We start from the raw sequence: 13,177 nt of genomic DNA on the forward strand, positions 1-13,177 counted from the left end.
TTAAATTTCCCGTCTCTTTTTGGTGTTTAGTAGATTAGGAGGTCCAAGTAAAGTTTCTAGAATGACTCTTTTGCCATTAAACATGATGTAGTTTTAAGTCTACTTAACCTGGATTTTATTGTCTAGTTAAGATAAACCTATTCAAAAGGGGGAAAAAATGGGGAAAAATTCACACTTCTTTTTAATAGAATTTACCTACCATCTTTTTTTCTCAGAGAGAAATAGATTGAGAAATGAAAAAGCAGAAGGTGATTTTCCACCTCCTGCTTTTTCATTGAACGTCACACCGATTCACTAAGCTAAATTTCGTACCGATGAGTAATTTTTCATACGGAATTGGTTTATTCAAGATGAAACAGATTGAACTTCTTCTTTTACAGTTGATTGAACGACTTTGCTTCTTGTAACAAGACTTACAATGATCATAGTTGAAACATTTACAATGAGAGCGATAATCCCGGTGTTTAATTCTTGCACCGATTGCGGCAAAATTGGGAAAAGCGTGCCAATCGATGCCCCGGTAATCGTAACATACCCTACGACAATCATTCCCGTAATCATTCCGCCCGCAGCACCTTGCTTCGTAACAAAATTACTCTTCATTAAACTTGCGAGAACCGCCGGGAATAATTGGGTCACAAAACTATACGCCATTAAAAGCAACGTTACAATCCCATCTCCCCCATTTAAAGTAAAATAAACGGAAATAAGCGCGATTACAGGTACTAGGGATTTTGCAATGATGGAAACCTGTTTATCTGTTGCTGCTGGCACGATAACTTTATAAACATTCTTAGCTAATGAACTCGATGAAACCATTAATAACATCGAACCGGGGACTAAAGCGGTTAATAATCCTGCTGCTCCGATTACCCCGACAAACCACGGATCAAATGTTTGAATTGAAATTCGGAGCAAGGCAAGATCCGTTGCTGCCCCTTCTAAACCTGGGACTTGACCGATAGCCGCAAAACCGACGAAAAAGACAAAAAGCAGCATGATAACATATAAAGGCGTAAAAATGGCGTTTTTTCGAACTGCTTTTGCACTCTTTGCCGAGTAGGCCGATACGAACAAATGAGGCCACATGGCTGACCCTAACACGGTCATGATAACAGTAGAGATGAGCCATGATACACTTAATCCTTTATCAGGAATTGTTAAAAATCCAGGATTAGCTGCATGAATCGATTCAAACATCGGTTTTATTCCTCCATAGTAATGGAAAGGAATATAAATCCCGATAAAGGCTACAATCGCAAAGATTAAAATATCCTTAATGACAGCGGTCCATGCCGAGCCGTGAATACCAGAGATCATGACATAAATCGTTACGGAAATAGCACCAATCCAAACTGCAGCGGTGGGAGATATCGATCCATAAGAAGCTTCCGAAACAATGATTCCTAATCCTTTTAATTGAAGAACAATGTAAGGAATCATGGATATGACACCAATAAAGGCTACGAGTACCCCTAGATATTTACTTTTAAACTTTGTAACAAAGAAATCCGATTGGGAAACAAGATTCTGTTCCTTTGCGTATTTCCAGATGGCCGGAAACATCCAATAAATTAAGACATAAGAAAGACTTAAATAAGCGAGGATATAAAGGGCTGGTCCGCCTTTTCCGTAGGCCCAAGAGCTCGCACCCAGGAATGTAAAGGTAGTAAAAGCTTCACCCGCCATTAAAAGAAAGACAAAGATTGCACCGAAGCCTCGTCCTCCGACTGTCCACTGCTCAAGGCTCATATCCTTGCCTTTTTTCGCTTTGATCCCTAAATAAAGTGAAAAGAGTAAAAAACCAAAAATAACTAAAAGGGCTGAATTCATACAATATCCCCTTCCTTGTTTGCAGGGTCCAGTTTATAAACGATTGCCAATAGGACAGATGTCAAAATAACCCACACAATCACCCAAAAAAACACAAACGGTAATCCTAAAATATACGGTTCTACTTTGTTAACAAATGGCAAACATCCTAGCATACCTAGAAACGGTAGTAAGGAAAGTAACGCAATCACTCGTTTCATCAGTTTTCCCCCTTAATTAAAAGTTGAATGACACATCTTAAACCTAGTGGATACGCTTACAAATCATTCTAGCTTTCTTGCATGATGAAGCCTGATTTTGCTCGAGAATGTTCTGATAGATAATCAAAAACAGCACTGATAAATAGTTTCCCAATCAAAATCATGGACCGCTCATCCACATCAAACTTTGGATGGTGATGCGGGTAAATAGCATTGATTTCAGGGTTAGCGGCGCCGACCCACAGGAAAGTTCCTGGAACTTCCTTTACATAATAAGCAAAGTCTTCCATCCCCATCATCGCTTCAATATGTTGGACTTTGTCTTCTCCAAACAAGGATGTCGCCAATTTTTCCATTCTTTTTGTTTCCTCTGGATGGTTCCAGACAGCTGGGTAGCCTCGAGTGTATGTAAAGTTGGAAACCGCACTTGCCCCTTTGCATGTGGATTCGACAACTTGTCCCATTTGTTCCTCAATCAAATCCCTTACCTCTTCATCAAACGTCCGAACAGTTCCGATAATTCTTGCTTTATCTGGGATTACATTTAACCCGCTGCCACTATTAAAGGCACCGACTGTAATAACAGCCGTTTTAATAGGATCAACCCGCCTGCTGACTATTTGCTGCAAATTCATCACAAGCTGACTTCCAGTCACAACGGGGTCAACTGTTAAATGAGGTGTTGCACCATGACCACCTCTGCCTTGAATCTCAATTTCAAATGTATCCCCACAAGCACAGATGTAGCCTTCTTTAATGCCAATGATTCCATAGGGATGCATGGAAGAAACGTGTGCTCCAAAAATCACATCTACTCCCTCTAAACAACCGTCCTCAACCATTGATTTTGCTCCGCCAGGGATTACTTCCTCAGCAAACTGATGAATGAACACAATATTTCCTTCCAATTCGTCTCTCACTTCACTTAACACCTTGGCAACACCAAGTAATGCGGCAGTATGGAGATCATGTCCACATGCATGCATCACGCCAGGGACCTTGGATTTGTATTCAACATCTTTTTCGTCTTGAATCGGCAAGGCATCGAAATCAGCCCGTAATGCGACGGTTTTCCCTGGCTTACCCCCTCGGAGCAATCCCGTAACACCTCTTCCGCCCACTCCTGTTTTCACTTCCAAGCCTAAGTTGGTTAAAAAAGCGGCTACTTTCTTCGGTGTATTCACCTCTTGGAACGACAGCTCGGGATTCATATGAAGATCCCTTCGAATATCGACCATTTCTGAATAAAGTTTTTCCAGTTTGTCAAAAAGCTGTTCTTGCATAAGTAAACCTCCTTTTAGTAGACTACACACCGAATAATCCTCATACTTTTCAAAATCTTATAAAAAGTATAAAATGATTTTAAAGCGTTTTCAATGTAGGTATTTACCGATTATCCTCAATATTATGTATGCATTTACACCAGGAGGTTCCTATGGAAGTGATAAAGCCAGCTCTATCCTTTTTAGATCATGTAATAAATAAAACCCCTTTTCAAATTTGGGCAGGTCAACAGCATGATCAAAAACATATTTATAGTAACGGCAGCGAGATTCCTCTTTTACCGCCATTTTTTTCCCTTTGCAAACCATTTAAAACCTATTCGATAAACAGTCAAAACGGGAAGACCTTCCTCCATTTTTTATATCCGGAAGAGTTTTATATCTGTCTTTGCATGTTTAAAGAAAATTTGATTCTACCTGACGAAACACTCAAACAGCTTCACTATTATTTTTATCCTTTATACAGTCAGGAGTTGATTCAAAAGCGAGATCGCGAATGGAAAATGGTGATGGAAATAACAAGATCAATCAATTCATCCATTAATACGGATGAGGTGCTAACGAATATCGTTCGAAATGCCATCAAGGTGATCCCCGCATCAGATGCAGGATATTTACAGCTATTTGATGAGGAGCGGGAACGACTGGTTATAAAGGCAGCTGTTGGTTTCAATGAACACATTAACCACTTCCAACCCAAAAGTGGTGAGTCGATAACGGGAATGACCTATCTAGATGGAAAGACGAGAATTTACCATTCTCGAAAAGAAATCTTGGCTTCAATGAGCGAAGAAAAGATTACGGAGGAAAATTTCCAACATATTATGGCTTCTTCCGATCAGCATTTTCTTAAAGGAGGAATTTGTGTAGCTGTTTCCGTTGGGGAAAAGCGAATTGGCGTCATGATGGTACACCAATTTTTCACTGAAGGAGGCTTAACAAACCGGGATATCGATTTATTACAAGGTTTTGCTGACCAAGCAGCCATTGCTATCCAAAATGCAGCGCTTTTTTCTGAGATAAAGAATAATTTTGCTGTGCTGACAGAACTAAGTGAGCAGTTGACAGAAAAAAATGCATTGTTAAACAAACGCAATCAAGTTCATAAAACGTTAACACAAATTTCATTGGAAAATAAAGGCGTTAAAACAATTATTTCGGAATTAAGCAAAATGATAGAAACGCCCATTTCCTTTTTCGATTGCACGGAAGATGAATTTTTTTGCAGTCATCAAAGCCAGCTCCACCTCTTTCATTATGAAGAAATTAGAAAAATAATTCATCCGAATCATGGCCCTCATAATATCGAAGTTCATGGCACGGAAAATGGTTCTTATTATCTTTATCCGATTCATAATGGAACTGCTTTTTTAGGGTGCTTAATTGTGGCAGCAACAAATCCGCTGAGCAAAATGGATATCGTAACGATTGAACAAGGAGGTGCGATTCTTTCATTAGAATTAGTAAAAAAACATACGTTGACAGATATTTACTACAAGAAAACTCATGAATATTTTACTGCAATCATTAAAAATACAAATCCCGACTCGCTCTATGAACATGCAAAAGATCTTGGACTCATTCCATCCTCCTATCTATGTGTTGCCTTATTTGAAATAAAAACATATCCTGACTTGCAACTTTTAGAAGCAAATATTCACCGCTTAGTTTCATTTATTAAAAAAGGCTTTCCAGAGCATCATTTGTTAATCTATGGTTTTCACAATAAAGTCAATCTTCTCATCTCTACTGATCATCCAGCAACTCAAGCAAAGATAACGGAAAGACTCGCAAATCTAATCAGGATTTGGGAAAGTAAGGATGGATTAGAGGTATCGGTTGGTATTGGTTCAACCTATAAAGGAATTGAATATATTTCAAGGAGCTATGATGAAGCAGAAAAAGCACTCGCGTATTTAGCTAATCGGAGCGAACAGAGGATTATTCATTATGAAAACATTGGAGTAAACCGCCTATTTATCCATCAGCAGCCGCAGGAAATTGAACGTTTTTTAGAGGAAACATTAGCTCAGCTTTTGTCAGAAAAGAACCATCATGAACTAGAACATACACTCCTTACCTATATTCAATTGAACAAGTCAGCTGTCGAAACAGCTAAAAAGCTTCATATTCATATAAATACGCTTTACAAGCGGTTAAAAAGAATCGAAGAACTATTAAATGTTGATTTTAATAATCCAGAAGATAACCTAAAAATTCAATTAGCCTGCCACTTGAGAAGCTTCGTACAAGCTTAAAAGGAGAAGTGCTCATAACACTTCTCCCTGCAACCTTTACCGTTCCCTAATAATTGATGTGGGGCCAGGCACTGTCATGAACGACGCACTGACTCCCTGAAATCTACAATCCCACGAGCAACATCTTTCATTAAATAAGTGAGATACGTTTCATTCGAAAGATTCTTATCCTCGATTGGGTTTGTCATGAATCCCATTTCGATTAAGACCGCTGGGACTTGAGACCAATTTGTGCCGGACAAATCGTCGCGAAAGGAAATACCATTTACTTTGACATCCCGATTTTCCTTTACCTCATCCATAATCAATTGGGAGGCCTTTAAACTATCCTTGTAGATGGTTTTCGTATAAGGATTCTTGCTTGATGGGGTTAGAATCGAAAAGCCTCTGACACTCCGATTGGTTGATCCGTCCGCATGAAGGCGAATAAACAAGTCCGCCTTATTCACATTGGCCATTTCAGCCCTTACTTTATTACTTACATTCACATCGTTTGAGGTTCGTGTATACACGACGTTAAAACCTTTTTCTTTTAAGATTGCACCTAAAATTCTAGAAGCCTTTAATGTCAGCTTATATTCAGGTGTACCGGTTGTGATCCCCCTAGTTCCTCCCGTTACTTTTGGTTTTTCCTGTTAGCCCCTGGGCCGATTTTTTCAGTTGATAAATCAGCTTTTTGCTGGTGACCAGGGTCAATGCAGATGACAAGCGGTTTCCTTTTTGGCTTCGCCGTGATGGGAAGTGCTGTCTTTTCCTTTTTTTCATCCCGTGCAAGCGGTTCTTTTTGTTCAACTGCTCGAAAACAAATAAATGTGATCAAGACCATCACAAGGATGAGAAGAATGGAACCATATTTTTTAAAAAAGCGGCTCACTATAGACTGTCCTCTCTTGCCTTGATGGTGGTTACATTTTGTCTTTCTACATCATTTAATGAGCCATCAAAGGATGCATTGGCATGATACCACGATTTACCTGAAAAATACTTTTGCAAATCCTTCGATTTAAACACATAGCCATGACGGGCGTAGATTTCATTTCTGGCTAAACGAAGCTGCCATTTTGGTAAGATATCTATGTCGTCTAAGCTCAGCAACCTTTTATTACTAGTAGGTATAATATAATCGGAAGAAGAAGGTTTTGAACTTTCTGGCAAAAGGTCACTAGATTCTTTTTTATTTTCTGCCGTTTTCTCTGTTGATGGAGCAACCTTTTTAGTTGCTGTAACACTTGTTTTTGTTACTGGCTTTTGAAGGCCTTTAACTACGAACGGAGTGACACTTACAACAGCCAGCATCCCAACAATGGATCCAACGGCCACTATTTTCTTATTTTTCGAACGATATTTCTTTTTTTCCACACGGGAATTAGGGTTTGGGGATATATTTTTATGATCTTTAGTGATTCCCGAACCGCAGTTCGGACAGAATCCACTAGATTTATTAACTTTTCTACCACAATTACTGCAAGAATTCATGAAATCATTCCCCCATCTATTAATTATTCCTAGAAGGACATAAAAATATCTATAATCATAGTTATTATAGAACAAAAAGAGGATTCAATTTTTGCAAACAGATTAAATTGATGTGACATTTGAACCAACTCAAAGCCAAAGTAAGTAACTGTTCTTCCCCCATCTAGTTTTCCTCCCAATTGTAAATACCAGCCGTCTTTCTACCAGTTTACTACACAAATCGACAAGTTCAGCGCCTTCTTTTCCAATCAAACGTTTAATTAAAACCGGAGCAAATCCTTTTAGAAAACGAACATTGGCTAGTTTCCTAGGAAATATTTTGTCGATAAGATCGTTCTGTTTTTTCCGTATAATCTCCCAAACTATCAAAATCCAGCATATCCCGCATATTTTGACTAGTTCCTACAAACCAGCCTACTAATCAAACAATTGATTAGTATCCGGAAATAGGTTGTTAAATAAGGATTTCCCGCCTTACTTCAGTAAAAACATTGTCAAAATCCCCAGAAAGGGTTCCTCAATAAAACCTGAAAATAATTTCCTTATTATGGACATAATAAAATGGCATATTGACTGGGACTTATAGGAGGACACTATGGTTCACGAACTATTTAGATACTTCCCTTTACTATTTTCAATAATACTTCTTGTTGCAGCAATCATATTTGCCGATTGGAAAAATTGGAGAGAATATTACTCAACCATCCTATTTGCTATTAGTGTAGACTTTTTTATTGCCATCATTACCTATAAACATTCACTCTGGTTCTTCCATAAATCCTTATTAGTTCCCAATCATACGATAGCTGATTTTTTTATTGCTTATACAAATATCCCTCTCATCATTTTAATTTTTCTTTCACTTTATCCAAACAAGACTCAATTCGTTATACAATTTTCTTATATTTTCGTATGGAGTATTGTATTCACAGTCATAGAGACCATTTTTTTATTGATGAAACTTTTGTCTTATCACAATGAATGGAACTTCTGGTGGTCGTTAATTGTTTGGTTTTTTATATTTATTGGTATCACAATTCATCAAAAAAAGCCCTTATTGGCATGGGTTCTCTGTTTTATATGTACGATTTTTCTGGTTCTTTACTTTCAAATACCCGTTTTAAAATTAAAATAATGATGAGGCTTTAGAGCGTAATTGTTGATATAATCCGAAAAGTGTTGATATCTGTTTAAATTTTGTTGATATAATCCATTTTTGTGTCGATATCCTCGAAAAAGTGTTGATATCCTCGAAAAAGTGTTGATATCCCTCAAAAATTTGTTGATATTCGACAATAGGAGCAGTTATTCTCAGCAACAACCCCCAAAACTTGAAAATAACTGCTAGCTAATGTATTTTGAAGAGAGCTTAAATTACGTTTTACCTCAGAATAGGAAGTGAAGATTATGATAAAGATTGAAATACCAAATCCTGATGTTGTAATAACGAAACAAAGACAGTTAGGTGAAAAAGTAGAAGCTGTGATTAGCAGTGAATATGGTTTTACGGATTATCATCGAATTCCTCGTGATAAAGGCGGGATTATCCTACTTTTTAACGCAGAGGATGAACTGTTATATGTCGGCAAAGCACGGAAATTGCGTCCAAGAGTAAAGAAACATTTTGAGGATACCGTTTCCCCCATTAAAATGCACCGTGATGAAGTATATAAAATTGCGGTTTGCGTCGTCGAAGATCCAACGGAAAGAGAAATTTACGAAACCTATATCATCAACAAGCAGCACGCAAAATACAATATTGACAAAGTGTTTTATAAATAAATTCCGTCAACATAAAATCACCTTGCACTATAAGTGCAAGGTGATTTTCACATTTTCTATAAACTTTTGCTGAGTGGGGGTCAGACCCCCGAATTCAGGCCTTATAATAGGTGGATTTCCAACTATAGCTCAGTACAAAGATTGTAGATGGTTGCTGACATTTGCAACGTTTAAATGATTACATTTATTTACGGATTCAATTGCATGTCCGTTATCATCCGTACACCAGGATTGGGATTGGAAGGCTAAAAAAATCCCTGCCCATCGATTCTCTTCGGTAAAATGAATAAGGATCCCACCGTCTTGCCAGATTCCATCATCATTTTTCCATCGGCCCACATTCCCCTGATTCATATGAATATCATGGATCCCGTTACCAGGTAAAAAGTGAAAATATTGATCCGGATTATCCTCTTCCGGTCCCCATCTCTCACCATAAGCATATAGAGTTGCATTTTTCTCCATGGCTTCCTTGATGTAGTACTCTACTTTTTCATTTAAATCATTATTGAGACCAGGTTTAAAAGGTGGAAGGGCAACCATTTCCTTGGGGTCGAATAATCCCCCGCGAATATAGTCGAGGGCAATATCCCGATTGTCGTTCGTGATGGGAATAAATCCAGAAGGGAGTGATGGCAATTTTGTGATTTGTTCGGAGTTAAAATTCTCGCTAACATAGTAAAGAACTTCCGAGGGGTGCGTTCCTGATTGAATGTTAACCGCGATTCGATAATTCGTCTCTTGGTCATCTTTAAGATGAATTTCAAAATGAGGGTTTCCGGAGCGACCGATGGCAGTGTTCACAACTTTCCCTTTCAAAACGGTATAATTTCGTAAAGGCATTGGCAGATCCTCCTCTAGTAAATTTAATTACTTGTTTCTATTTTAAGCCATATTCTTTTTCATCACCACATTCTATTTCCTTATTTTTCTATTACTAGGTTAATACTTTTAGATTAAATTAGCCTTTCACACCGCTTCTTAGATGTAAAACATGTAGTGGAACAGAAGTTTTCTTCCCTTGAAGATGAAATCCTTACATTGGAACGTCCAATCAAAAGATGACGGTAAAGGGTGGAAAAAATTTTTTCCACACTTTGTATGATTGATTCTCAAAAAAACGACTACAGAAACCATTCACCCTGAGCGATTTTTTCTACCCTGCCACCTACAAAAACACTAATTTTCCCATCAGCATCACTTGCTTTTAAAAACAATAAAGAAGCCCTGTTCATTTCATATCCTTGTTCGACACGAAGATCAATTTCATTTTTTTCAAAAAATCGGTACTTTAATAAGTACCCGGCTAAGCAGCCGTTCGAGCTTCCCGTAGCCGCATCCTCAGGAATCCCATAATAATCTCCAAAATCACGAACATTTAAATCATTTTCTGGATGATAGGCTTCAGGAGAAAAAACCAGGATCGCTTTTGCTTCCCTATATTCAATTAGCTCAAAGTATTTTTCTTTGTTAATCTTTACTTTTTTAACAGCTTCTAAAGAGGTTAAAGGGACAATAATCACTGGAAGACCCGTGGAGACCTCCTGGATAGGATATTTTACATTTATGTATTCTTTATCGATGTTTAAAACTTCAGCAACTTTATCAGCTTCTAAAACTTGACCGAAAGTTGGTTCATTTTGCTTCATCCAAATCACTTCTTCTTGATGGTCGAAGGAAACGGGGATCTGACCAGCTTTAAAATTTAACTTAAGTTTGTCCGTTGGTTCTGCTAGAATTTCATTTTGAATAATATACGCCGTACCCAATGTCGGGTGGCCAGCAAAAGGAACTTCTTCATTCGGCGTAAAAATCCGAACATCATATCCCCCGTTATTTTTCACATTAGATAAAATAAAAGTCGTTTCAGAATAATTCAATTCCTTTGCGATTTGCTGCATCTCCTCATCCGATAAATTTCCAGCATTCTTAAAAACAGCAAGCTGATTTCCTGTATATTTCCCTTGTGAAAAAACATCCACAATTGAATAATTAATTTTCTTCAATTTGCTTCTCTCCTTCATTCGTAGTGCGTATTTAGAAACTCATTAATCCCCGCGTTAATTTTCACCAAATTTTCTTCCGAAGGAAAATGTCCCATATTAAAAGATTGGAAAGCTATTAAATTCGGTATGATTTCATTTGCTGCTTTACTTATGCTGTTTTCAGGAAAAAAAATATCCTTTTCCCCCGCGATGACTAGCGTTGGTGAATGATAATTTCGTAATTCCTCTTTTTCTGTCAATTTTGGCATATCTTGTTCGAGTTTGATGTATTTAAAAATATCACCGATGATTTGTTTATCGATTTCTTTCATACGACGATCGGACATGGCACCAGCGATTTGATTAAGATATTTTTCAGAGGATGTAGCTTTAAATAAAATTAACGGGAGAAATATATTCTTAATCATTTTTATTTTAGAACTTAACTGGATTCCCGCTGGTGACACTAAGACGGAGCAATCAATTTTATCAGGCTTAAAGGAGGCCATTCTCAATATAATCCCGGCTCCGTAGGACGCTCCAATAAATCCGCAACTCTTCATCCCAAAGTAATCCATTAATTCTTCAATCCAGATCGCAAAACTTCCATCCTTCGCAGAAATCCTAGTTTCATCACTGTATCCTGGATGACCAATTGTATCAGGGGCATAGATTCGATATTGATCGGTCAACGGTGAAAACCATGATAATGTCATTGGATTGATACAGTTGCCACCTTGAAATATAAACAATGGTTTTCCTTCGACAGGTCCTGCTACTAGCATATGAGTTTTCCCAAAGCTTGTATTGATATAGATTCTATCAACCTCAAACTTTAATGATTGAAGATAATTTTCATAGTGTTGAGAAAGTTTTCTTTTTCCTTCCGGGTTTTTAAAAATGGTTCCCGTCCTCATAGAACACCTCGATCTTTATCGATAGGTATACATCATCCAAAAACCAATATCCTCAAAGCCAATTCGCTTATAAATCGCTCCCGCTTCAGGATTATCGTAGAACAAACAAAGTTCTTTCCCCTCGCTTAAAAGTTGGCTGCATAGCCTAAGCATACACTTGGTTGCATATCCTTTTTTCTTATAGTCTTCTAACGTAGCTACCCCCACAACCATTGCAGACAATGAATTTTCTGCAGCTGTTGAGGCAGTGGAAACCATTTTTCCATCGTCCTCTAGAAAAAATGACCGGGAACTGCCGTCTTTCCATTCACGAATTTTTCTATCCACTGTGATAGTTGAATTGCAAAACTCTGGAATAGAGGTTAATAAGATAACAAGATCCGCTGCATCCGTGGGAGTTGCTTGTTGAATATTCGAAAAATCAATATTCGTAGGATCAACATTCAATTTGGTACACTTAGCATAATAGGTTTGTCTTTTCCTTTTATATGGTTGAGGCAAGTATGGCTCCATTTGTTCTGTGATTTCCTTAAGTCCAGACATCATCTTAAAAGCAGGATCTTTAGACATGATCTCGGCAAATCCATTAGCATTAAAAGCTTCTGTCGCAAATGGTATATAGTTTTCCTCATACTTTAACAAGACAGCAATCAATTTTCCTCTTTCGTTAAACTCTCCCCAAAGCTTTTGAAACTCTTGTTCATAACCATATGCTTCAATGTCACCAATGATAAATAAATTTTCAGCAGGTCGGGTCTTTAGGAAATTAAGACAAACCTCATGATCATTTTTATTTAGTCTTCTAATCATAGTTCTCTTCCTTCCGATTGCAATTTTAACCTTCCTTTTGACGAAAAAGACAGCTTCACAAATACTATTATCCATTCAGTCTCTTTCCTAATTCCTCCAATTCTATTATAAATACTAAGTAGGAACTTAAAAAGCCGTAACCTATCAGGAGGTTACGGCTTTTTCAAAGATATTTTTTTAATATTTAAACTCTTTCAAGATTGAAGCGGGTGATGGGAATCGAACCCACAACAACAGCTTGGAAGGCTGTGGTTTTACCACTAAACTACACCCGCAAATGATATTTTATTTTTTACAATACCGGTGGTCGGCCTCCCTGATTTGAACCGGGGATACTGGTCGATCGTGATCTACCAACTGAGCTACTGAGCCATAAAAAAAATCTATATCAACAGCAGGTATATCCTACTGGGGTAAAAGAACGGTCCGGACGGGACTCGAACCCGCGACCTCCTGCGTGACAGGCAGGCATTCTAACCAACTGAACTACCGGACCATATATTGCGGAGGCAGGATTTGAACCTGCGACCTTCGGGTTATGAGCCCGACGAGCTACCAGACTGCTCCACCCCGCGATAGTAAAAATATTAAGTTTAAATGATGCTCTAAGCTTAACGACCGCCCCGATTTCAG

14 protein-coding genes and 3 tRNA genes are annotated in these 13,177 nt (G+C 38.0%); 4 read left to right on the forward strand and 13 right to left on the reverse strand.

Annotated features, from left to right (window positions below; genetic code table 11):
* The first annotated feature begins 157 nt into the window (after window positions 1–157).
* The gene (locus RCG21_RS30650) at window positions 158–298 is read left to right on the forward strand and encodes a hypothetical protein (protein ID WP_308914202.1); all 141 of its coding nucleotides are present in this window, start codon (window positions 158–160) and stop codon (window positions 296–298) included.
* 47 nt (window positions 299–345) lie between these two features.
* On the opposite strand, the gene RCG21_RS30655 is transcribed toward RCG21_RS30650, so the two are convergent.
* The 3 genes from RCG21_RS30655 to RCG21_RS30665 all read right to left on the reverse strand — a co-directional run bounded on the left by RCG21_RS30655 (window position 346) and on the right by RCG21_RS30665 (window position 3,316).
* Entirely contained in the window at window positions 346–1,833 is a 1,488-nt protein-coding gene (locus RCG21_RS30655; RefSeq protein WP_308914203.1) for a sodium:solute symporter family protein, read from the reverse strand.
* Window positions 1,830–2,033, reverse strand: a complete 204-nt coding sequence (locus RCG21_RS30660) for a DUF3311 domain-containing protein (RefSeq protein WP_133339987.1) — start codon at window positions 2,031–2,033, stop codon at window positions 1,830–1,832. Before RCG21_RS30660 ends, RCG21_RS30655 begins: the two co-directional genes overlap by 4 nt.
* Before the next feature lie 68 nt (window positions 2,034–2,101).
* Complete coding sequence (locus RCG21_RS30665) at window positions 2,102–3,316, reverse strand: amidohydrolase (protein WP_308914204.1); 1,215 nt, start codon at window positions 3,314–3,316, stop codon at window positions 2,102–2,104.
* Between the two features lie 152 nt (window positions 3,317–3,468).
* On the opposite strand from RCG21_RS30665, the gene RCG21_RS30670 reads away from it, so the two are divergent.
* The gene (locus tag RCG21_RS30670; RefSeq protein ID WP_165976412.1) at window positions 3,469–5,574 is read left to right on the forward strand and encodes a helix-turn-helix domain-containing protein; all 2,106 of its coding nucleotides are present in this window, start codon (window positions 3,469–3,471) and stop codon (window positions 5,572–5,574) included.
* Between the two features lie 74 nt (window positions 5,575–5,648).
* Here RCG21_RS30670 and RCG21_RS30675 read toward each other — a convergent pair whose 3' ends face one another.
* Genes RCG21_RS30675 through RCG21_RS30685 form a run of 3 tightly spaced genes read right to left on the reverse strand, consistent with a single transcriptional unit; the run spans window position 5,649 to window position 7,050 of the window.
* Window positions 5,649–6,173, reverse strand: a complete 525-nt coding sequence (locus RCG21_RS30675) for an N-acetylmuramoyl-L-alanine amidase (protein WP_308914319.1) — start codon at window positions 6,171–6,173, stop codon at window positions 5,649–5,651.
* A 17-nt stretch (window positions 6,174–6,190) separates the two neighbouring features.
* Complete coding sequence (locus tag RCG21_RS30680) at window positions 6,191–6,448, reverse strand: hypothetical protein (protein WP_308914205.1); 258 nt, start codon at window positions 6,446–6,448, stop codon at window positions 6,191–6,193.
* Window positions 6,448–7,050: a YARHG domain-containing protein gene (locus tag RCG21_RS30685; RefSeq protein ID WP_133339979.1), complete on the reverse strand. Its 603-nt coding sequence runs from the start codon at window positions 7,048–7,050 to the stop codon at window positions 6,448–6,450. The genes RCG21_RS30680 and RCG21_RS30685 overlap by 1 nt, the downstream gene beginning before the upstream one ends.
* Window positions 7,051–7,645: 595 nt before the next feature.
* Between RCG21_RS30685 and RCG21_RS33670 the strand changes: the two genes are divergently transcribed.
* On the forward strand, window positions 7,646–8,185 hold the full coding sequence (locus RCG21_RS33670) for a CBO0543 family protein (protein ID WP_372512737.1): 540 nt from the start codon (window positions 7,646–7,648) through the stop codon (window positions 8,183–8,185).
* A 272-nt stretch (window positions 8,186–8,457) separates the two neighbouring features.
* The gene (locus tag RCG21_RS30690; RefSeq protein WP_133339977.1) at window positions 8,458–8,832 is read left to right on the forward strand and encodes a nucleotide excision repair endonuclease; all 375 of its coding nucleotides are present in this window, start codon (window positions 8,458–8,460) and stop codon (window positions 8,830–8,832) included.
* Between the two features lie 129 nt (window positions 8,833–8,961).
* Here RCG21_RS30690 and RCG21_RS30695 read toward each other — a convergent pair whose 3' ends face one another.
* From RCG21_RS30695 to RCG21_RS30725, 7 genes are all read right to left on the reverse strand, one after another.
* The gene (locus RCG21_RS30695) at window positions 8,962–9,675 is read right to left on the reverse strand and encodes a DUF2278 family protein (protein WP_308914206.1); all 714 of its coding nucleotides are present in this window, start codon (window positions 9,673–9,675) and stop codon (window positions 8,962–8,964) included.
* A 281-nt stretch (window positions 9,676–9,956) separates the two neighbouring features.
* The gene (locus RCG21_RS30700) at window positions 9,957–10,838 is read right to left on the reverse strand and encodes a PhzF family phenazine biosynthesis protein (protein ID WP_308914207.1); all 882 of its coding nucleotides are present in this window, start codon (window positions 10,836–10,838) and stop codon (window positions 9,957–9,959) included.
* A 14-nt stretch (window positions 10,839–10,852) separates the two neighbouring features.
* The gene (locus tag RCG21_RS30705) at window positions 10,853–11,734 is read right to left on the reverse strand and encodes an alpha/beta fold hydrolase (RefSeq protein WP_308914208.1); all 882 of its coding nucleotides are present in this window, start codon (window positions 11,732–11,734) and stop codon (window positions 10,853–10,855) included.
* A gap of 15 nt (window positions 11,735–11,749) precedes the next feature.
* The gene (locus tag RCG21_RS30710; protein ID WP_133339969.1) at window positions 11,750–12,544 is read right to left on the reverse strand and encodes a GNAT family N-acetyltransferase; all 795 of its coding nucleotides are present in this window, start codon (window positions 12,542–12,544) and stop codon (window positions 11,750–11,752) included.
* A 204-nt stretch (window positions 12,545–12,748) separates the two neighbouring features.
* A tRNA-Gly gene (locus RCG21_RS30715) sits at window positions 12,749–12,819 on the reverse strand.
* Window positions 12,820–12,966: 147 nt separating this feature from the next.
* A tRNA-Asp gene (locus RCG21_RS30720) sits at window positions 12,967–13,040 on the reverse strand.
* 5 nt (window positions 13,041–13,045) lie between these two features.
* Window positions 13,046–13,119 (reverse strand) — tRNA-Met (locus tag RCG21_RS30725).
* Between the last annotated feature and the right edge of the window lie 58 nt (window positions 13,120–13,177).

Source organism: Bacillus salipaludis, assembly GCF_030938565.1.
GTDB classification, from domain to species: Bacteria; Bacillota; Bacilli; order Bacillales; family Cytobacillaceae; genus Neobacillus; species Neobacillus salipaludis_A.

What these genes read in the sequence shown, in the direction of transcription:
- RCG21_RS30650 (WP_308914202.1), top strand. Translation starts at nt 158, where the DNA reads ATGGGGAAAAATTCACACTTCTTTTTAATAGAATTTACCTACCATCTT.
- RCG21_RS30655 (WP_308914203.1), bottom strand. Translation starts at nt 1,833, where the DNA reads ATGAATTCAGCCCTTTTAGTTATTTTTGGTTTTTTACTCTTTTCACTT.
- RCG21_RS30660 (WP_133339987.1), bottom strand. Translation starts at nt 2,033, where the DNA reads ATGAAACGAGTGATTGCGTTACTTTCCTTACTACCGTTTCTAGGTATG.
- RCG21_RS30665 (WP_308914204.1), bottom strand. Translation starts at nt 3,316, where the DNA reads ATGCAAGAACAGCTTTTTGACAAACTGGAAAAACTTTATTCAGAAATG.
- RCG21_RS30670 (WP_165976412.1), top strand. Translation starts at nt 3,469, where the DNA reads ATGGAAGTGATAAAGCCAGCTCTATCCTTTTTAGATCATGTAATAAAT.
- RCG21_RS30685 (WP_133339979.1), bottom strand. Translation starts at nt 7,050, where the DNA reads ATGAATTCTTGCAGTAATTGTGGTAGAAAAGTTAATAAATCTAGTGGA.
- RCG21_RS33670 (WP_372512737.1), top strand. Translation starts at nt 7,646, where the DNA reads ATGGTTCACGAACTATTTAGATACTTCCCTTTACTATTTTCAATAATA.
- RCG21_RS30690 (WP_133339977.1), top strand. Translation starts at nt 8,458, where the DNA reads ATGATAAAGATTGAAATACCAAATCCTGATGTTGTAATAACGAAACAA.
- RCG21_RS30695 (WP_308914206.1), bottom strand. Translation starts at nt 9,675, where the DNA reads ATGCCTTTACGAAATTATACCGTTTTGAAAGGGAAAGTTGTGAACACT.
- RCG21_RS30705 (WP_308914208.1), bottom strand. Translation starts at nt 11,734, where the DNA reads ATGAGGACGGGAACCATTTTTAAAAACCCGGAAGGAAAAAGAAAACTT.
- RCG21_RS30710 (WP_133339969.1), bottom strand. Translation starts at nt 12,544, where the DNA reads ATGATTAGAAGACTAAATAAAAATGATCATGAGGTTTGTCTTAATTTC.